This is a genomic window from Kitasatospora sp. NPDC059462, from assembly GCF_042749955.1.
Classification (GTDB): Bacteria; Actinomycetota; Actinomycetes; order Streptomycetales; family Streptomycetaceae; genus Kitasatospora.
Genome location: NZ_JBHYUU010000100.1, coordinates 11,497 through 30,646 on the forward strand (window position 1 = coordinate 11,497; position 19,150 = coordinate 30,646).

Annotated in this window: 17 protein-coding genes; 14 read left to right on the plus strand and 3 right to left on the minus strand. The window is 72.4% G+C overall.

The window, feature by feature from the left end:
- The first annotated feature begins 240 nt into the window (after positions 1–240).
- From ruvC to ACFXAM_RS23570, 8 genes are all read left to right on the plus strand, one after another.
- Positions 241–795, plus strand: a complete 555-nt coding sequence (gene ruvC, locus ACFXAM_RS23535) for a crossover junction endodeoxyribonuclease RuvC (protein WP_380294191.1) — start codon at positions 241–243, stop codon at positions 793–795.
- Complete coding sequence (gene ruvA, locus ACFXAM_RS23540) at positions 792–1,403, plus strand: Holliday junction branch migration protein RuvA (RefSeq protein WP_380294192.1); 612 nt, start codon at positions 792–794, stop codon at positions 1,401–1,403. Before ruvC ends, ruvA begins: the two co-directional genes overlap by 4 nt.
- A 52-nt stretch (positions 1,404–1,455) precedes the next feature.
- Entirely contained in the window at positions 1,456–2,553 is a 1,098-nt protein-coding gene (ruvB, locus tag ACFXAM_RS23545) for a Holliday junction branch migration DNA helicase RuvB (protein WP_380294193.1), read from the plus strand.
- 272 nt (positions 2,554–2,825) lie between these two features.
- Positions 2,826–3,254 carry a preprotein translocase subunit YajC gene (gene yajC / locus ACFXAM_RS23550; protein ID WP_380294194.1) on the plus strand — a complete coding sequence of 143 codons (429 nt, stop codon included), beginning with the start codon at positions 2,826–2,828 and terminating at the stop codon, positions 3,252–3,254.
- Between the two features lie 144 nt (positions 3,255–3,398).
- Entirely contained in the window at positions 3,399–5,225 is a 1,827-nt protein-coding gene (secD, locus tag ACFXAM_RS23555; RefSeq protein WP_380294195.1) for a protein translocase subunit SecD, read from the plus strand.
- Positions 5,226–5,229: 4 nt separating this feature from the next.
- Positions 5,230–6,348 (plus strand): protein translocase subunit SecF, encoded by a 1,119-nt coding sequence (secF, locus tag ACFXAM_RS23560; protein ID WP_380294196.1) that lies wholly within the window; start codon positions 5,230–5,232, stop codon positions 6,346–6,348.
- Between the two features lie 25 nt (positions 6,349–6,373).
- Complete coding sequence (locus tag ACFXAM_RS23565; RefSeq protein ID WP_380294197.1) at positions 6,374–6,925, plus strand: adenine phosphoribosyltransferase; 552 nt, start codon at positions 6,374–6,376, stop codon at positions 6,923–6,925.
- Between the two features lie 236 nt (positions 6,926–7,161).
- Positions 7,162–9,582, plus strand: coding sequence for a RelA/SpoT family protein (locus ACFXAM_RS23570; RefSeq protein ID WP_380294208.1), 2,421 nt, complete (start codon positions 7,162–7,164; stop codon positions 9,580–9,582).
- Between the two features lie 81 nt (positions 9,583–9,663).
- On the opposite strand, the gene ACFXAM_RS23575 is transcribed toward ACFXAM_RS23570, so the two are convergent.
- Positions 9,664–10,893, minus strand: coding sequence for a DUF349 domain-containing protein (locus tag ACFXAM_RS23575; RefSeq protein ID WP_380294198.1), 1,230 nt, complete (start codon positions 10,891–10,893; stop codon positions 9,664–9,666).
- A gap of 263 nt (positions 10,894–11,156) precedes the next feature.
- On the minus strand, positions 11,157–11,990 hold the full coding sequence (locus ACFXAM_RS23580) for a peptidylprolyl isomerase (protein ID WP_380294199.1): 834 nt from the start codon (positions 11,988–11,990) through the stop codon (positions 11,157–11,159).
- A 279-nt stretch (positions 11,991–12,269) separates the two neighbouring features.
- Between ACFXAM_RS23580 and ACFXAM_RS23585 the strand changes: the two genes are divergently transcribed.
- The 4 genes from ACFXAM_RS23585 to ACFXAM_RS23600 all read left to right on the plus strand — a co-directional run bounded on the left by ACFXAM_RS23585 (position 12,270) and on the right by ACFXAM_RS23600 (position 16,646).
- A complete protein-coding gene (locus tag ACFXAM_RS23585; RefSeq protein ID WP_380294200.1) occupies positions 12,270–12,977 on the plus strand; it encodes an MBL fold metallo-hydrolase in 708 nt (235 codons plus the stop codon).
- Positions 12,978–12,988: 11 nt separating this feature from the next.
- Positions 12,989–14,251, plus strand: coding sequence for a histidine--tRNA ligase (gene hisS, locus ACFXAM_RS23590; RefSeq protein ID WP_380294201.1), 1,263 nt, complete (start codon positions 12,989–12,991; stop codon positions 14,249–14,251).
- The gene (aspS, locus tag ACFXAM_RS23595) at positions 14,248–16,038 is read left to right on the plus strand and encodes an aspartate--tRNA ligase (protein ID WP_380294202.1); all 1,791 of its coding nucleotides are present in this window, start codon (positions 14,248–14,250) and stop codon (positions 16,036–16,038) included. The genes hisS and aspS overlap by 4 nt, the downstream gene beginning before the upstream one ends.
- A 101-nt stretch (positions 16,039–16,139) precedes the next feature.
- Entirely contained in the window at positions 16,140–16,646 is a 507-nt protein-coding gene (locus ACFXAM_RS23600; RefSeq protein WP_380294203.1) for a GNAT family N-acetyltransferase, read from the plus strand.
- Between the two features lie 22 nt (positions 16,647–16,668).
- Here the strand turns inward: ACFXAM_RS23600 and ACFXAM_RS23605 are convergent, their stop codons facing one another.
- Positions 16,669–17,604 carry a LysR family transcriptional regulator gene (locus ACFXAM_RS23605; protein WP_380294204.1) on the minus strand — a complete coding sequence of 312 codons (936 nt, stop codon included), beginning with the start codon at positions 17,602–17,604 and terminating at the stop codon, positions 16,669–16,671.
- 273 nt (positions 17,605–17,877) lie between these two features.
- Here ACFXAM_RS23605 and ppk2 point away from each other — a divergent pair, with 273 nt between their 5' ends.
- A complete protein-coding gene (gene ppk2, locus ACFXAM_RS23610; RefSeq protein ID WP_380294209.1) occupies positions 17,878–18,663 on the plus strand; it encodes a polyphosphate kinase 2 in 786 nt (261 codons plus the stop codon).
- A gap of 64 nt (positions 18,664–18,727) precedes the next feature.
- On the plus strand, positions 18,728–19,150 hold a 423-nt coding region (locus ACFXAM_RS23615; protein WP_380294205.1), incomplete at its 3' end, for an AAA family ATPase.

Genomic DNA, 19,150 nt, shown 5'->3' on the forward strand with positions numbered 1-19,150 from the left:
ACCAACCCTGGCGGGGGGGGGGGCCGCGCCCCCCCGGCTGGGGTCCCGCCCCCCCCCCGGCCCCCCCCCCCCCCCCCCCCCCCGGGCCGGTGTCGTTCGGGGCGCTGTCGGTGGCGGGGGGTAGCCTTCCCCTGCAGGTCTCGCGCCGCAGGCCGAAGGGCGCGCCGGTGCCGGAAGCGATGAGCGCCGGCGCCGGGTCGGAGCGCCCGGAGACGAGTGGCGAGCAACAGAGGGGGAGCCTTGGTACGGGTGCTGGGTGTCGACCCCGGGCTGACCAGGTGCGGGGTCGGCGTGGTCGAGGGCGCGCCGGGCCGGCCGCTGCGGATGGCCGGGGTCGGTGTGGTCCGCACCCCCGCCGAGGCGGAGATCGGGCAGCGGCTGCTGCTGGTCGAGCAGGGTCTGGAGGCCTGGCTGGACGAGCACCGGCCCGACCTGGTGGCCGTCGAGCGGGTCTTCGCCCAGCACAACGTCCGCACCGTGATGGGGACGGCGCAGGCCAGCGCGGTGGCGATGCTCTGCGCGACCCGGCGCGGCATACCGGTCACCCTGCACACCCCGAGCGAGGTCAAGGCCGCCGTCACCGGCTCCGGCCGGGCCGACAAGGCCCAGGTCACCGCCATGGTGCAGCGGCTGCTGCGGCTGGACGCCCCGCCGAAGCCGGCCGACGCCGCCGACGCGCTGGCGCTGGCCATCTGCCACATCTGGCGCGGCGGCGCCGCCAACCGCCTGGAGGCCGCGATCCGGGCGGCCCGCACCACCACCTCCCCGCAGGGCCCGAAAGGAACCGTCCGATGATCGCCTTCGTGCAAGGACCCGTGGCCGCGCTGTCCGGCGGCATCGCGGTGGTCGAGGTCGGCGGGGTCGGCATGGCCGTGCAGTGCACGCCGAACACGCTGGCCGGCCTGCGGCTGGGGGAGCCGGCCCGGCTGGCGACCTCGCTGGTGGTCCGGGAGGACTCGCTGACCCTGTTCGGCTTCGCGGACGACGACGAGCGGGCGGTCTTCGAGATCCTCCAGGCGGCGCCCGGCGTCGGCCCGAAGCTGGCGCAGGCGATCCTCGGCGTGCACAGCCCCGACGCGCTGCGCGTCGCGATCGCCAACGGCGACGAGAAGGCGCTGGTCGCGGTGCCCGGCATCGGGAAGGCCAAGGCCGCCAAGCTGCTGCTGGAGTACAAGGACAAGCTCGGCGCCCCGCACGGCGGGGTCCCCGCGCAGAAGCCGGTCGCCACCGGTCCGGCGCCGTGGAGCGAGCAGCTGCACTCCGCGCTGGTCGGCCTCGGCTACGCGCCCCGCGAGGCGGACGACGCGGTCACGGCGGTCACGCCGGAGGCCGAGGCGCAGCCGGTGCCGGACGTGGGAGCGCTGCTGCGCCTGGCGCTGCGCGGGCTCAACCGTTCTCGCTGAAGCCATCTGACGACCTGTCCTCTTGTCGACACCGATCTGGGAGCCGCCCGCGATGAGCCCCTACGACTCCGAGCCCGCCGACCGGCTGGTGACCGCCGCCGCCGACGGCGAGGACCAGGCCGTCGAGGCGGCGCTGCGCCCGCGGCTGCTGGACGAGTTCATCGGCCAGGAGCGGGTGCGCGAGCAGTTGTCGCTGGTGCTCCAGGCGGCCCGCCAGCGCGGGGCGGCCCCGGACCACGTGCTGCTCAGCGGCCCGCCCGGGCTCGGCAAGACCACGCTCTCGATGATCATCGCGGCCGAGCTGGGCGCCCCGATCCGGATCACCTCCGGCCCGGCGATCCAGCACGCGGGCGACCTCGCGGCGATACTCTCCTCGCTCAGCGAGGGCGAGGTGCTGTTCCTCGACGAGATCCACCGGATGTCGCGGCCCGCCGAGGAGATGCTCTACATGGCGATGGAGGACTTCCGGGTCGACGTGATCGTCGGCAAGGGGCCTGGGGCGACCGCCATCCCGCTGGAGCTGCCGCCGTTCACCCTGGTGGGTGCGACCACCCGGGCGGGTCTGCTGCCTCCGCCGCTGCGCGACCGGTTCGGCTTCACCGGGCACATGGAGTTCTACGCGCCGGCCGAGCTGCAGCGGGTGGTGCACCGTTCGGCCGCGCTGCTGGACGTGGAGATCGACCCGGCCGGCGCCGCCGAGATCGCCGGCCGCTCCCGGGGCACGCCGCGGATCGCCAACCGGCTGCTGCGCCGGGTGCGCGACTACGCGCAGGTGCGCCACGACGGCGTGGTCACCCCGGAGATCGCCGGCCAGGCGCTGGACGTCTACGAGGTGGACGCCCGTGGTCTGGACCGGTTGGACCGGGCGGTGCTGGACGCGCTGCTGCGGCTGTTCGGCGGCGGCCCGGTCGGGCTGTCGACGCTGGCCGTCGCGGTGGGCGAGGAGGCCGAGACGGTCGAGGAGGTCGCCGAGCCGTTCCTGGTGCGGGAGGGTCTGCTGGCCCGCACCCCGCGCGGGCGGATCGCCACCGCCGCGGCCTGGCAGCACCTGGGTCTGACCCCGCCGGCGCAGCCCGGGCGCGGCGGTGCGGTGCCGGCCCAGCCGGAGCTCTTCGCCCCGGACGGGGGTCGCGCCGGGGACCAGGGGTGAACGACGCGCCGTCGCGCTGAGCCGAACGGGTGAGGGCGGAGCGTGTGCGGATCATGCGCGCCCGCCGTCGGGGCGCCTGCGGAAGCCGGGGAAGAAGTCCGGGGAAACTGTGCAGGCGGAGGGTCGCCACTTTCGGCGGCAGGATGCGATGCTTGGCGTTGTCCGATCAGTTCGGGGTCGCCTAGACTCCGCCGGACCGCCCCTCTCACCCGACGGGACGACCAATACCACACAGGCCGCCGGCCGGCGGCCCGTAAAGGACCCTGGCTGCAGTGAACCTCATCATCCTCCTCCTCCCGATCCTCGCCATCGTGCTCATGTTCCGGGCGCAGAAGAAGCGCCAGGCGCAGATGACCCAGATGCAGACGGCTCTTGAGCCGGGGGCGGGCGTGCGGACCATCGGCGGCCTGTACGCGCAGGTGAAGGCGGTCAACGAGGAGACCGTCGAGCTGGAGATCGCGCCGGGCGTGGTCACCCACTTCACCAAGAGCGCGATCGCGGCGGTCCTGGATCCCGCCGAGTACGACGCGATCATCAACGGCCGTCCGGGCGAGGACGAGGGGGTCGGCGCCTCGGACGAGGACGCCGAGGTCGAGGCCGCGCCGGCCGACGCGAAGCCGCTGTCGTTCAGCAAGGACGACGACGCCGACAAGGGCGGCGCGAAGGCCGAGGCCGAGGGCGGGGCTCCCGCGAGCAAGTAGTACGGTCGGGCACCCGCCCGGCCGCGCGGCGTTGTGCCGCGAGCCCACAGGACTCAGGGCCGCAGTTCCGCCACTCCCCGCCCGGCCGCGTGCCGGGCGGGGGTCGGTGGGGGGAAGTGGCATGGACAGGGAGAAACGAGCAAGGTGGCAACACCCAAGTCGCGCCCGCGCGACGGTTACCCAGGGCGGGCGCTGGCCCTCATCCTGGTCGTCACCGTCGGACTGGTCGCCCTCATGTTCGGGACGGGCAACACCAAGCCCCGCCTCGGGATCGACCTCGCCGGCGGCACCAGCATCACGCTGAGCGCGAAGTCGACCGACCCCAAGGCGATCAACAAGTCCAACATGGACATCGCCACCGGGATCATCGAGCAGCGGGTCAACGGGATGGGCGTCTCCGAAGCGGAGGTCCAGACCCAGGGCGACCGCAACATCATCGTGAACATCCCCAAGGGCGGTGACAAGCAGAGCGCGGCCGACCAGGTCGGGACCACCGCGAAGCTGTACTTCCGCCCGGTCCTCGCCCTCGCCCCCAGCGGCATCCAGGCCCCGGCCCCGACGGAGACCCCGTCGGCGGGCGCGAGCGGCACCCCGGCCGCCGCCACCCCGAGCGCGAGCGGCACCCCGGCGGCCGCCGGCACGCCGAGCGCCGCCGCCGCGACCGGCACCCCGAGCGCGAGCGCCACCAAGCAGGGCCGTCCGGCCGGTGAGGCCCTCGCGGCCGACAACCCGACCACGCCCGCCGCCACCGGCGCCGCCGCGACTCCCCCCGCCGCCACCGGCGCCCCGACCCCCGCCGCCACCGACCCGGCGGCCACGCCGGACCTGTCCTCGGCGATGACCTCGGGCACCGTTCCGCCGGAGCTGGCCGCCCAGTTCGGCGCGCTGGACTGCACCAAGCCGGACCAGCGGAACAAGAACTACCAGAGCGGCGAGGGCGCGCCGACCGTCGCCTGCACCCAGAAGGACGAGAACGGGCTCTACTACAAGCTCGCCCTCGGCCCGGTCGCGGTCTTCGGCTCGGACGTCTCCAAGGCGCAGGCCACCATCGACACCCAGCAGGGCGGCGGCTGGCAGGTCCAGCTGCAGTTCAACGGCAAGGGCACCGACGCCTTCACCGCCGTCACCGGCCAGCTGGCCAGCCAGCCCGAGCCGGGCAACCAGTTCGCCATCGTGCTGGACGGCCAGGTCGTCTCCCACCCGTACGTGCGCAGCGCCATCCCCGGCGGCTCGGCCGTGATCTCCGGCAGCTTCACCCAGACCGAGGCGCAGAACCTCGCCAACGTGCTGAGCTTCGGCGCCCTGCCGCTGGAGTTCCAGACCAGCGACGTCACCACCGTCTCCCCGCAGCTCGGCGGCGACCAGCTGAAGGCCGGTCTGATCGCCGGTCTGATCGGCATGATCCTGGTGGTCGCCTACTCGCTGGTCTACTACCGGGGCCTGGGCCTGATCTCGATCGCCGGTCTGCTCGTCTCGGCGGCGCTGACCTACTCGATCATGAGCCTGCTCGGCGCCGGGATCGGCTTCGCACTGAACCTGCCGGCGGTCTGCGGTGCCATCGTCGCGATCGGCATCACCGCCGACTCCTTCATCGTCTACTTCGAGCGCATCCGCGACGAGGTCCGCGAGGGCGCCCCGCTGCGCCCGGCGGTCCAGCGGGCCTGGCCGCGCGCCCGGCGCACCATCCTGGTGTCGGACTTCGTGTCCTTCCTCTGTGCCGCCGTGCTCTACCTGGTCTCGGTCGGCAAGGTCCAGGGCTTCGCGTTCACGCTGGGCCTGACCACGGCGCTCGACGTCGTCGTCATCTTCCTGTTCACCAAGCCGCTGATCACGCTGCTGGCCCGCCGGAAGTTCTTCTACGAAGGCCACCCGTGGTCCGGTCTGGACCCGAAGCGGCTGGGCGCCCGCCCGCCGCTGCGCAGCACCCGCCGTCGCACCCCGTCGTCCTCCGCCGCCGTGAAGGGGGCCTGACACCGTGTCGCGCTTCTCCAATCTGGGCCACAAGCTCTACCAGGGCGAGGTCAGCTTCGACTTCGTCGGCCGCCGCAAGCTCTGGTACAGCATCTCCGCGGTGATCGTCCTGATCGCCGGGATCGGCCTGGCGATGGGCCTGCACCTGGGTATCGAGTTCAAGGGCGGCTCGGTCTACACCGTGGCCAAGCCGGGGCTCTCGGTGTCGCAGGCGCAGGACGCGGTCGACAAGATCGTCTCCTCGCACCCGCTGGTGCAGTCGACCGACAACGGCAAGATCCGGATCCAGATCTCCTCGGAGGACAAGACCACCTCCTCGGAGTTCACCGGCAAGCTGTCGCAGGAGATCGGCGTCCCGGTCGCGGAGATCGACACCCAGGTGATCGGTCCCAGCTGGGGTGAGCAGATCTCCAACAAGGCGCTCACCGGCCTGATCATCTTCATGATCCTGGTGACGATCTACCTGGCGATCGCCTTCGAGTGGCGGATGGCGGTGGCCGCCCTGGTCGCCCTCATCCACGACCTCCTGATCACCATCGGCGTCTACGCCCTGGTGGGCTTCGAGGTCACCCCCGGTACGGTGATCGGCTTCCTGACGATCCTCGGTTACTCCCTCTACGACACGGTCGTCGTCTTCGACACCGTGAAGGAGAACACCAAGGACCTCACCAAGCAGAACAAGCTCACCTACAGCGATGCGGCCAACGCGGGCCTCAACCAGACCCTGGTCCGCTCGCTCAACACCACCGTGGTCGCCCTGCTCCCGGTGGCGGCGCTGCTGTTCATCGGTGGCGGTCTGCTCGGGGCCGGCACCCTGAACGACATCTCGCTGGCGCTGTTCATCGGTCTCGCCGCCGGTGCCTACTCCTCGATCTGCGTCGCCACCCCGCTGCTCGCGCAGCTGAAGGAGGAGGCGCCGGAGATGAAGGCCCTGGCCAAGCGGGTGGCCCAGCGCCGTGCCGCCGACGCCAAGGCCGCCGCGGCCAAGGAGGCCGGGGAGGCCGCCGGGGCCGGGGACGCCGAGGAGATCGCCGACGAGGACCTTCCGGCGGGTATGGTCGGTCAGCGCGGCCGGGCGGCCGGCACCACGCGTGCCAAGGGCCGTCCGTCCACCAAGCGCTGATCCCCGCCGACCCTAAGGACCCTTCGTGACCACCGCCGACACCGCACTGGCCGAGCTGCTCACCAGCCGGATCCGGGACGTCCAGGACTACCCGAAGCCGGGCGTGCTGTTCAAGGACATCGCGCCGCTGCTCGCCGACGCCGAGGCGTTCGCCGCGCTCACCCGGGCGCTGGCGCAGCGGGCCGCGGAGCTCGGGGCCACCAAGGTGGTCGGCCTGGAGGCGCGCGGCTTCGTGCTGGCCGCCCCGGCGGCCTTCGCGGCCGGGGTCGGTTTCGTGCCGATCCGCAAGCAGGGCAAGCTGCCCGGCGAGGTGTTCCGGCGCTCGTACGAGCTGGAGTACGGCTCGGCGACGCTGGAGGTGCAGTGCGACGCCTTCGCGCCCGGTGAGCGGGTGCTGGTGGTGGACGACGTGCTGGCCACCGGCGGGACCATCGGTGCCTCGCTGGACCTGGTCCGGGAGGCCGGCGCGGAGCTGGCCGGCGTGGTCGTGCTGATGGAGCTGGGCTTCCTCGACGGCCGCGAGCGGCTGACCCCGCACCTGGGCGACGCCCCGCTGGAGACGCTGGTCACGGTCTGAGCCCCGCGGGGCCCATCGGACGACGGGCGGCGGCCGGAATGTTCCGGCCGCCGCCCGCTGTTGTGTCGGGCGTGTGTCCGCAGCGTGTGCGGGCCCGGCCGACCGAACGTCCTGGCGCAAGGCTCGGTACCATGAAGATTCATCCCCTCCCGGTTGCGCGAGGCGCGGCCCGAGCCGCCCGGCGCCCGCGGGGGGCAGGCCGAGTGCCCTGAGGAGTGTCCTTGCCCGACGAGGTTGTGCCCACGGCGGCTGCGGCCGCCCCCGAGAACCGGCCCACGCCCTCGGGGGCCACCCCGGCACGTCCGGCGCCGACCCCGTCCCGCCCGTCCGCCCCCGGCGGCCGCAGCCCCTCGGGCGGCGGCGGCATGCGGGCCCGCCTGGCCCGCCTCGGCGGTCAGCGCTCCAGCGTCCTGAACCCCGTCCTGGAGCCGCTCTTCCGCTCCATCCGGGCCAACGACCCCAAGGCCGACCCGGCGCTGCTGCGCGACATCGAGAAGGCGTACGCGGTCGCCGAGAAGTGGCACCGCGGGCAGAAGCGCAAGAGCGGCGACCCGTACATCACCCACCCGCTGGCCGTCGCGACCATCCTGGCCGAGCTGGGCATGGACGCCCCGACGCTGATGGCCGGGCTGCTGCACGACACCGTCGAGGACACCGACTACGGCCTGGAGACCCTGCGCAAGGACTTCGGCGACTCGGTGGCCCTGCTGGTGGACGGCGTCACCAAGCTGGACCGGGTCAAGTTCGGCGAGGCCGCGCAGGCCGAGACGGTCCGCAAGATGGTCGTCGCGATGGCCAAGGACCCCCGGGTCCTGGTGATCAAGCTGGCCGACCGCCTGCACAACATGCGCACCATGCGCTACCTCAAGCGGGAGAAGCAGGAGAAGAAGGCCCGCGAGACGCTGGAGATCTACGCCCCGCTGGCGCACCGGCTGGGCATGAACACCATCAAGTGGGAGCTGGAGGACCTCGCCTTCGCGATCCTCTACCCCAAGATGTACGACGAGATCGTCCGGCTGGTCGCCGAGCGTGCCCCCAAGCGGGACGAGTACCTGGCGACCGTCATCGACCAGGTCCAGGGCGACCTGCGCGGCGCCCGGATCACCGCCTCCGTCACCGGGCGGCCGAAGCACTACTACTCGGTCTACCAGAAGATGATCGTCCGGGGCCGGGACTTCGCCGAGATCTACGATCTGGTGGGCATCCGGGTCCTGGTCGACACCGTCCGCGACTGCTACGCGGCGCTGGGCACCATCCACGCGCGGTGGAACCCGGTGCCGGGGCGGTTCAAGGACTACATCGCCATGCCCAAGTTCAACATGTACCAGTCGCTGCACACCACGGTGATCGGTCCCGGGGGCAAGCCGGTCGAGCTGCAGATCCGCACCTTCGACATGCACCGCCGCGCCGAGTACGGCATCGCCGCGCACTGGAAGTACAAGCAGCGCGCGGTGGCCGGCGCCTCCAAGGTGCGCACCGACACCCCGGCCCAGACCCGCAAGGACGACAAGGCCGGCGCCGTCAACGAGATGGCCTGGCTGCGCCAGCTGCTGGACTGGCAGAAGGAGACCGCCGACCCCAGCGAGTTCCTGGAGTCGCTCCGCTTCGACCTGGCCAGCAACGAGGTCTTCGTCTTCACGCCCAAGGGCGACGTCATAGCCCTGCCGGCCGGGGCCACCCCGGTCGACTTCGCCTTCGCGGTGCACACCGAGGTCGGCTACCGCACCATCGGGGCCCGGGTGAACGGGCGGCTGGTGCCGCTGGAGTCGACCCTGGAGAACGGCGACACCGTCGAGGTGTTCACCTCCAAGGCGGAGAACGCCGGGCCGTCCCGCGACTGGCTGGGCTTCGTCAAGTCCCCGCGCGCCCGCAACAAGATCCGCGCCTGGTTCTCCAAGGAGCGCCGCGAGGAGGCGATCGAGCAGGGCAAGGAGGCCATCGCCCGCGCGATGCGCAAGCAGGGCCTGCCGATCCAGCGGATCCTCACCGGCGACTCGCTGGTCACCCTCGCCCACGAGATGCGCTACCCCGACATCTCCTCGCTGTACGCGGCGATCGGCGAGGGCCACGTCACCGCGCAGAACATCGTCCAGAAGCTGGTGCAGGCCCTCGGCGGCGAGGAGGGTGCCACCGAGGACCTCGCCGAGACGGCCACCCCGACCCACGACAACCGGCGCGCGGTGCGCCGCCGGGCCAAGGGCGACCCGGGCGTGATCGTCAAGGGCGTCGAGGACGTCTGGGTGAAGCTGTCGCGCTGCTGCACCCCCGTGCCGGGCGACGCCATCGTCGGCTTCGTCACCCGCGGCAACGGGGTCTCGGTGCACCGCGCCGACTGCGTCAACGTCGAGGCGCTCAGCCAGCAGCCCGAGCGGATGATCGACGTGGAGTGGGCGGCCACCCAGTCCTCGGTCTTCCTGGTGGCCATCCAGGTCGAGGCGCTGGACCGCTCCCGGCTGCTCTCGGACGTCACCCGGGTGCTGTCCGACCAGCATGTCAACATCCTGTCGGCGGCGGTGCAGACCTCCCGCGACCGGGTGGCGATGAGCCGCTTCACCTTCGAGATGGGCGACCCCAAGCACCTGGGCCACGTCCTCAAGGCGGTCCGCGGCGTCGAGGGCGTCTACGACGTCTACCGCGTCACCTCGGCCCGCAAGTAGCCGGCCGGACACGGCGAGGGCCCCCGGGGATCGCTCCCCGGGGGCCCTCGCCGTACGGCGCTGCGCGTCGGCGGCGCAGGATCAGCCGCTGAACTCCTCCTGGCTGCGGTGCGCCTGCTCCAGCAGCTCCTGGACGCCGGCCAGCTCGGACTCCAGCTTCGCCGCCCTGGAGGCGTTGCCGGCCGCACGGGCCTTGTCGAGGTCGGTCCGGAGCTTGTCCGCCTTGGCCTGGAAGAGGCCGACCATGCCGGCGGCACGGGCCTTGGCCTCCGGGTTGGAGCGCTTCCACTCGGCGTCCTCGGCCTCGCGGACGGCCCGCTCGACCGCGTTCAGCCGGCCGTCCAGCTTCGGGCGGATGTCACGCGGGACGTGGCCGATGGCCTCCCAGCGCTCGTTGACCTCGCGCAGGGCCGCCTTCGCCGCCTTGAGGTCGGTGATCGGCAGGATCGCCTCGGCCTCGGACGCGAGCGCCTCCTTGAGCTTCTGGTTGGCGACCTGCTCGGCGTCACGCTCGCTGAACACCGCGGAGCGCGCCTGGAAGAAGACGTCCTGGGCGCCGCGGAACCGCGCCCACAGCTCGTCCTCGATGTCGCGCTGGGCCCGGCCGGCGGCCTTCCAGCGGGCCATCAGGTCGCGGTAGCGGGCCGCGGTGTCGCCCCACTCGGTCGACGAGGAGAGCGCCTCGGCCTCGGAGACCAGCTGCTCCTTGGTGAGCCGGGCCTGCTCGCGCTCGGCGTCCAGCGCCGCGAAGTGCGACTTGCGGTGCTTGGAGAAGACCGAGCGGGCGTGCGAGAAGCGGTGCCACAGCTCGTCGTCGCTCTTGCGGTCCAGGCGGGGCAGGCCCTTCCAGGTGTCCACCAGGGCGCGCAGCCGGTCGCCGGCCTCCCGCCACTGGGTGGACTCGGCGAGCTGCTCGGCCTCGGCGACCAGCGCCTCCTTCGCGGTGCGGGTCTCGTCCTGGGCCTTGGCCCGGGCCGCCTTGCGCTCCTCACGCCGGCTCTCGATCTCGCCGGAGAGCACGTCCAGCCGCTGGGCCAGCGCCGCCAGGTCGCCCACCGCGTGCGCCTCGGTGACCTGCTCGCGCAGGTGCTCCAGGGCGGCCTGGGCGTCCTTGGCGGCCAGGTCGGTGGTGCGCACCCGCTTCTCCAGCAGGCCGATCTCCACCTCGATGCCCTGGTACTTGCGCTCGAAGTAGGCGAGCGCCTCCTCGGGCGAGCCGGCCTGCCAGGAACCCACGACGCGTTCGCCGTCGGCCGTCCTGACGTAGACCGTGCCCTGCTCGTCGACACGGCCCCACGGGTCGCTGCTCATAGCGCGTCCTCCACATGACGTCGCGCCCGCGCCGGGGCGGTACGCGTCCGTCGTCCACAGTTGATGTGCGGCGGACCGATGAGTCCGCCGTCCCCGTCCGCCGTGTTCTGCTGCCGAGGGTGACGGCAGGCGGGTCCGGGCACCCTACACAACGCCAACATAGGCGACCGGGACCGGTGCTGTCCGCATCCGGGCCGGGCGATTTCGGTCCGGGGCCGTCCCGGTCACGCCGCGGGGGCGCTCGGGGACGGCCCCGGGGCGGGTCAACCCTTGACGGCGGTCACCGAGTTGAGGGTGACGTCGGCCATCGGGTGGCCGTCCCCGCCGCCCTCCAGGGTGCCCGCGGCGGCGATCTTCTGGAGCACGTCCAGGCCGCCGGTGATCGTGCCGAACGGGGTGTAGTTCGGGGACAGCTGGGTGTCCTTGTAGACCAGGAAGAACTGGCTGCCGTTGGTGCCCGGGCCGGCGTTGGCCATCGCCACGGTGCCGGCCGGGTAGGTGGCGCCGGTGAGGTTCTCGTCGGCGAACTTGTAGCCGGGGCCGCCGGTGCCGCCCGGGGCGGTGGCGCTGGCCGTCGGGTCGCCGCACTGCAGCACGAAGATGCCGTCGGTGGTGAGCCGGTGGCACTTGGTGTGGTCGAAGTACTGCTCGCCGGCCAGGAAGGTGAAGGAGTTCACGGTGTGCGGCGCCTTGGCGGCGTCCAGCGAGAGCGTCACCTTGCCGCAGTTGGTGTCCAGCGTCACCGCGTAGGTGGCCTTGGCGTCGACGGTCATGGCCGGCTCGGCCTGCCACTGCTTGCCGTTCGGCGCGCCCGCCGCCGGCTCCCCGCAGCCCTCGACCGGCTTGCGGGTCGGCACGGTGGGCTCGGTCGGGGTCGGCGCGGCCTGCGCGGCGGGGCTGTCCTTCTTCTTGTCGTCCGAGTCGAAGGCGCCGGTCGCGAAGAGGGTGCCGCCACCGGCCAGCACGACCACGGCGAGTGAGGCACCGAGGATCGTGTTGCGACGCTTGCGCGCGGCCGTCTGGGCGGCCCGGCGCTCCATCTGCCGCTCGTACTTCTCCCGGGCGAGCTGCCGCCGCCGCTGTTCGCTGCTGACCACCGGCTGTGTCTCCTACGGATGTGCTGATCGCGGATGTGGGGGCTTCGTCTGTGTGCGACGCCGATGCGGATCATCGCACCCATCGGCGGCCAAGTGTAGGGACCGCGACCGTAAGAACGGGGTGAACCGTTCAGCTCGAAGTGAACCTGTCACGCCTATCTGGTTCGCAACCGGACCCGCACCGCCGGTAGGCTGCCCCTACATCACAGTTCGTAGCCGCAGCCGAAGCCGCCACGGCGAGGAACGCCGAAGAGCCGAGACCGACACCGAAGGACGCGCGTGTTCATCGCCGGATTCCCCGCAGGAGCCTGGGGCACCAACTGCTACCTGGTCGCGCCGGGTCCGGGCGAGGAGTGCGTCATCGTCGATCCGGGCCACCGGGCCGCCGCCGGCGTCGACGAACTGGTCCGCGAGCACCGCCTCAAGCCCGTCGCCGTCCTGCTCACCCACGGCCACATCGACCACGTCGCCTCCGTGGTCCCGATCAGCGGCGCCCGGGGCGTGCCGGCCTGGATCCACCCCGAGGACCGCTGGATGATGAGCGACCCGGAGAAGGCGCTCGGCCGCTCGCTGGGCACCCGGCTGATGGGCGAGCTGACCGTCGGCGAGCCGGACGACGTGCGCGAGCTCACCGACGGCAGCGTGCTGGAGCTGGCCGGCCTGTCCCTCACCGTCGACCACGCCCCCGGCCATACCAGGGGGTCGGTGACGTTCCGGACGCCCGGCGCCGAGGACCTTCCCCCGGTGCTCTTCTCGGGCGACCTGCTCTTCGCCGGCTCCATAGGGCGAACCGACCTCCCGGGCGGGGACGGCGAGGCGATCATGCGCTCGCTGGCCCGGGTGTGCCTGCCCCTCGACGACGCCACCGTGGTCCTCTCCGGCCACGGCGGACAGACCACCATCGGCCACGAGCGCGCCACCAACCCCTACCTCCGACAGGCAGCGGGGGCGGCCGGCGCCCCGGCTTTCCCGCGACGAGGAATGTGACGGAAGAGAAGTTGAGCACCTTCACCGCCCCCAAGGGCACCTACGACCTGCTGCCGCCCAGCTCCGCGACCTTCCTGGCGATCCGCGAGGCGATCGCCGCGCCCGCCCGCCGGGCCGGCTACGGCTACGTCGAGACCCCGGTCTTCGAGGACGTCAAGCTGTTCTCCCGCGGCGTCGGCGAGTCGACCGACATCGTCACCAAGGAGATGTACACCCTCACCACCAAGGGCGGCGACGAGCTCGCGCTGCGCCCCGAGGGCACCGCCTCCGTGCTGCGCGCCGCGCTCCAGGCCAACCTGCACAAGCAGGGCAACCTGCCGGTCAAGCTCTGGTACTCCGGCTCGTACTACCGCTACGAGCGCGCCCAGAAGGGCCGCTACCGCCAGTTCTCGCAGGTCGGCGCGGAGGCGATCGGCGCCGAGGACCCGGCGCTGGACGCCGAGCTGATCATCCTCGCCGACGACGCCTTCCGCGCGCTCGGCCTGAGCGACTACCGCCTGCTGCTCAACAGCCTCGGCGACAAGCAGTGCCGCCCGGTCTACCGCGCCGCCCTGATCGAGTTCCTGGCCGGCCTGGACCTCGACGAGGACACCCGCCGCCGCGCCGGGATCAACCCGCTGCGGGTGCTCGACGACAAGCGCGAGTCGGTGCAGGCCCAGCTCGGCGACGCCCCGATGCTGCGCGACTACCTCTGCGAGGACTGCAAGGCCTACGACGAGAAGGTCCGCGAGCTGCTGACCGCCAACGGCGTCGACTTCGTCGACGACCCCAAGCTGGTCCGCGGCCTCGACTACTACACCCGCACCACCTTCGAGTTCGTGCACAACGGCCTCGGCGCCCAGTCCGCCATCGGCGGCGGCGGCCGCTACGACGGCCTGTCCGAGATGATCGGCGGCCCCGCGCTGCCCTCGGTCGGCTGGGCGCTCGGCGTGGACCGCACCTTCCTGGCCCTGGAGGCCGAGGGCGTCGCCCTCGACCTGCCGGCCGCCACCTCCGTCTACGCCGTCGCGCTCGGCGAGGAGGCCAAGAACGTCCTGTTCGCCAAGGTGATCGAGCTGCGCCGGGCCGGCGTCGCCACCGACCTCGCCTTCGGCGTCAAGAGCATCAAGAACGCCATGAAGTCCGCCGACCGTTCCGGCGCCCGCTTCGCCCTCGTCGCCGGTGACCGCGACCTCGCCGAGGGCGTCGTCCAGCTCAAGGACCTCACCACCGGCGAGCAGAACCCCGTCGCCCTCGACGCACTCGTCACCACCCTGAAGGAGAAGCAGCTGTGATCCGCACGCACGACGCGGGCACGCTCCGCCCGGAGCACGCAGGCACCACCGTCACCCTGGCCGGCTGGGTCGCCCGCCGCCGCGACCACGGCGGCGTGGCCTTCATCGACCTGCGCGACGCCTCCGGCACCGTGCAGATCGTGGTCCGCGACCTCGACTCGGTGCACGGCCTGCGCGCCGAGTACTGCGTCAAGGTGGTCGGCGACGTCCGGGTGCGCCCCGAGGGCAACGAGAACCCCGACATCCCGACCGGCGCCGTCGAGGTCGTCGTCAGCGGGATCGAGGTCCTCTCCGAGGCCGCGCCGCTGCCGTTCCCGGTCGCCGAGTACGAGCCCGGCACGGTCAACGAGGAGGTGCGCCTGCGCTACCGCTACCTCGACCTGCGCCGCGAGGGCCCGGCCAAGGGCCTGCGCCTGCGCTCCAAGGTCAACAACATCATCCGCCGGGTGATGGAGGAGAACGACTACCTCGACATCGAGACGCCGTACCTCACCCGCTCCACCCCCGAGGGCGCCCGCGACTTCCTCGTCCCGGTCCGCCTGCAGCCCGGCCACTGGTACGCCCTGCCGCAGTCGCCCCAGCTGTTCAAGCAGCTGCTGATGGTCGCCGGCATGGAGCGCTACTACCAGATCGCCCGCTGCTTCCGCGACGAGGACTTCCGCGCCGACCGCCAGCCGGAGTTCACCCAGCTGGACATCGAGGCCTCCTTCGTCGACCAGGAGGACGTCCTGGCCCTCGGCGAGAAGATCATCGGTGCCATCTGGCGCGAGGTCCACGGCTACGAGATCCCCGACCCGCTGCCGCGGATGACCTACGCCGACGCCATGGGCCGCTACGGCTCCGACAAGCCGGACGTCCGCTTCGGCCAGGAGCTCACCGACCTCACCGAGTACTTCAAGGGCACCGACTTCCGGGTCTTCCAGGCCCCGTACGTCGGCGCCGTGGTCATGCCCGGCGGCGCCTCGCAGCCGCGCAAGCAGCTCGACGCCTGGCAGGACTGGGCCAAGGCGCGCGGCGCCCGCGGCCTCGCCTACGTGCTCATCGACGCCGAGACCGGCGAGCTGCGCGGCCCCGTCGCCAAGAACCTCTCCGAGGAGCACCTGGCCGGCCTGGCCGCCGCCGCCGGCGCCAAGAACGGCGACGCGATCTTCTTCGCGGCCGGCAAGGAGCGCGCCTCCCAGGAGCTGCTCGGCGCCGCCCGCCTGGAGATCGGCCGCCGCTGCGAGCTGATCGACGAGTCCCGGTGGGCCTTCCTGTGGGTCGTCGACTTCCCGATGTTCGAGCCGATCGAGGACGACAAGGGCGTCTTCCAGGGCTGGCACGCCGTGCACCACCCCTTCACCGCCCCCACCGCGGAGTCGCTGGCCACCTTCGACACCGACCCGGGCGCCGCCCTGTCCAACGCCTACGACCTGGTGCTCAACGGCTCGGAGCTGGGCGGCGGTTCGATCCGTATCCACCAGCGGGACGTGCAGAAGCGGGCGTTCGACGCGATCGGCCTCTCCGAGGAGGAGGCCGCCTCGCAGTTCGGCTTCCTGCTGGACGCCTTCAACTACGGCCCGCCGCCGCACGGCGGTGTCGCCTTCGGCCTGGACCGGATCGTCACCCTGCTCGGCGGGTACGACACCATCCGGGACGTCATCGCCTTCCCGAAGACGTCCACCGGCGGCGACCCGCTGACCGGAGCCCCCACCCCGATCACCCCGGCGCAGCGGCGCGAGGCCGGCGTCGACGCCCAGCCGAAGGTCCGCGAGGACGGCAAGTCCGAGGGCCAGCCGAAGGCCTGACACCCCGTCGGCCGACATCGGCTAACCTTTCACGGCCCCGGGCGGCATTTCCGCTGTCCGGGGCCGGTCCACAACGGTGTGCGACAGAGAGAGGTCCCGCTGTGAAGGTCAGTACCAGGATCGAGTGTCCCGAGGACGCCCCGGCCACCAGACGTGTCCACATGGCCGCCTTCCCCGGCCCCGACGAAGCCGACCTGGTCGACGCGCTGCGCCGCGACCCGGCCTGGCTGCCGGACCTGTCGGTGGTCGCGGTCGACGACTCCGGGCTGGTGGTCGGCCACGCGCTGCTCACCCGGCTGCGGGTCGGCGAGGGCAGGGGGCTGGCGCTCGCGCCGGTCGCCGTCGCGCCCGAGTGGCAGCGCAAGGGCGTCGGCGAACTGGTGGTCAGGGCCGCGCTGACGGCCGCCGGGGACGCCGGGGAGAAGCTCGTCGTCGTGCTCGGCGATCCCGACTACTACGGCCGCTTCGGCTTCATCCCGGCCCAACGGCACGAGGTGAGCGGTCCGTTCGAGGTGCCCGAGGGCTACTTCCAGACGCTCGCGCTGCCCGCCTACGACGGCTCCCCACGGGGCCTGTGCCACTACCCGGAACCCTTCGAGGCCGTCTAACCCCGTCCGACCGACGGATCCGTCAGATCGACGGAGCCGTCCGGGCCGACCGAGCCGGCTCTCCTCCCAGACCTATCGTGGCGCGACAGCTGCGCACGAACGCGGTCATGGCGGGCGTCGGCTCCCGGTCCTTCGGCCAGTAGAGCCCGACCTGGCTCGGGCTCAACCCTCGCACCGGCCGGTACGCGACATCCTCGCGCGGTGCCAGCCGGCTCATGGTCTCCGGGGCGAAACCGACGCCCTGGCCGCACACCACCGCGGCCAGCCACTCGTCGGTGTTGTGCGCCACCGCGCCGATCCGCACAGGTCGCCCGCCCCGCTCCCGGACCGCCAGCCAGTAGTCGCGCCAGTGCCCGGCCTCGTGCGGGATCGCCACGAAGGGCTCGTCGAGCAGCTCCTCGAAGTCGATCACCGCACGGGCGGCCAGCCGGTGTCCCGCCGGCAGCGCCGCGCAGCGCGCCTCCTCGCCCAGCACGGCCACGTTGTACCGCTCGGAGATCGACGGCGGGGCGTGCCAGAGCGTCAGGTCGATCTCGCCGCCGGCCAGGCCCGAGGTCGGGTCGAACCAGTTGTTCTGCCGCAGCTCCACCTGCCAGCCCGGCATCCGGCGGACGAAGTCCGTGACCGTGCGCCGGCTCATCAGGTTGATGATGCCGCCCTCGAATCCCACCCGCAGCGTCGAGCCCTGGTCCGCCGCGGCCGCCCGGGTGGCGCGCAGCGCCTCCTCCCAGCCCGCCAGCAGCACCCCCGCGTGCGCCGCCAGCGCCCAGCCGGCCCGGGTGGGCGCCATGCCGCGTCGCGAGCGTTCGAACAGCTCCACCCCGAGCAGGCTCTCCAGCTGGCGGATCTGCTTGGTCAGCGTCGGCTGGGAGACGAACAGCCGGGCTGCCGCCGCGGTCAGCTGGCCCTCCTCGCAGACCGCGGCGAAGCTGCGCAGCAGGCGGGTGTCGACATCCATGCCCCAAGGTTATGGAACCGGAAATTGGACCCGTCCGGCAGGTCTGGGTCATGGTTGATCGTTCGGTCTTCGGACCGGTCGACGGGGGAGCCGGGCAGCGGCGGTTCAGGGGGCCGCCGCTGCCCGGCCGGAACCCCCCGGACCTGCGGGAACCCGTTCCAGGACGTACGGTGAAGGGTCATCAGCACCCCACCGAACGGAGGCACCCAGGTGGCAGCGAAGGCCCAGCGCGAGCAGAGCGCCCCGGACCGGCGGACCGCCCCGGGCGAACGTCTGGCGAAGAAGCCCTACGAACAGGAACTGCTGCGGCTCCAGAACGAGTTGGTGAAGCTCCAGGAATGGGTGCGCGCCGAGGGGGCCCGGCTGGTGGTGGTCTTCGAGGGGCGCGACGCGGCCGGCAAGGGCGGCGCGATCAAGCGGGTGACGGAGTACCTGAACCCGCGCATCGCCCGGGTCGCCGCCCTTCCCGCGCCCACCGAGCGGCAGCGCACCCAGTGGTACTTCCAGCGCTACGTCGAGCACCTGCCGGCCGCCGGGGAGATCGTGCTGTTCGACCGCAGCTGGTACAACCGGGCCGGGGTCGAGAAGGTGATGGGCTTCTGCACCGACGAGGAGTACTGGCAGTTCCTGCACCAGTGCCCGACGTTCGAGCGGATGCTCACCGAGTCCGGCCTGCTGCTGCGCAAGTACTGGTTCTCGGTCAGCGACACCGAGCAGGAGCGGCGCTTCCGGGACCGGCTGGAGGACCCGATGAAGCGGTGGAAGCTCTCGCCGATGGACGTCGAGTCGATCACCCACTGGGAGGACTACTCGCGGGCCAAGGACGAGATGTTCCTGCACACCGACACCCCCGAGTCGCCCTGGCACGTGGTGGAGAGCGACGACAAGCGGCGGGCCCGGATCAACATGATCGCCCACCTGCTCTCCACGCTGCCGTACCGCGAGGTGCGGCCGCCGGAGATCGAACTGCCGGAGCGCCCGGCCTCCAGCGGCTACCAGCGGCCCCCGCGCGAGCGGCAGAAGTTCGTCCCGGACCACGCGGCGGGCCTCGGTTCCTAGGACGCGTCCGGTGGGCCCGCGGGACGCGCCCCGGGCTGTCGGCGGGCTCGCATAGGCTTCCGGTGTGGACGAACCGGACCTCTTCACCGCCGCCGCCGAGGAACGCCAGAGCAAGGAGCCCGGCCGGGCGCCGCTCGCCGTGCGGATGCGCCCGCGCACCCTCGACGAGGTGGCCGGCCAGCGGCAGCTGCTCAAGGAGGGTTCCCCGCTGCGCCGGCTGGTCGCGGGATCGCGCGGCCCGGCGGCGACCAGTTCGGTGATCCTCTGGGGCCCGCCCGGCACCGGGAAGACCACCCTGGCCCACGTCATCAGCCAGGCGGTGGAGGGCCGGTTCGTCGAGCTGTCCGCGATCACCGCCGGGGTCAAGGAGGTCCGCGCGGTCATCGACGGCGCCCGCCGCGCGGTCGGCATGACCGGGCGCGAGACGGTGCTCTTCCTCGACGAGATCCACCGGTTCTCCAAGGCCCAGCAGGACTCCCTGCTGCCG

Coding starts and splice junctions, on each gene's coding strand:
- ruvA (WP_380294192.1), top strand. CDS start 792: ATGATCGCCTTCGTGCAAGGACCCGTGGCCGCGCTGTCCGGCGGCATC.
- ruvB (WP_380294193.1), top strand. CDS start 1,456: ATGAGCCCCTACGACTCCGAGCCCGCCGACCGGCTGGTGACCGCCGCC.
- ACFXAM_RS23575 (WP_380294198.1), bottom strand. CDS start 10,893: ATGAGCAGCGACCCGTGGGGCCGTGTCGACGAGCAGGGCACGGTCTAC.
- ACFXAM_RS23605 (WP_380294204.1), bottom strand. CDS start 17,604: ATGGATGTCGACACCCGCCTGCTGCGCAGCTTCGCCGCGGTCTGCGAG.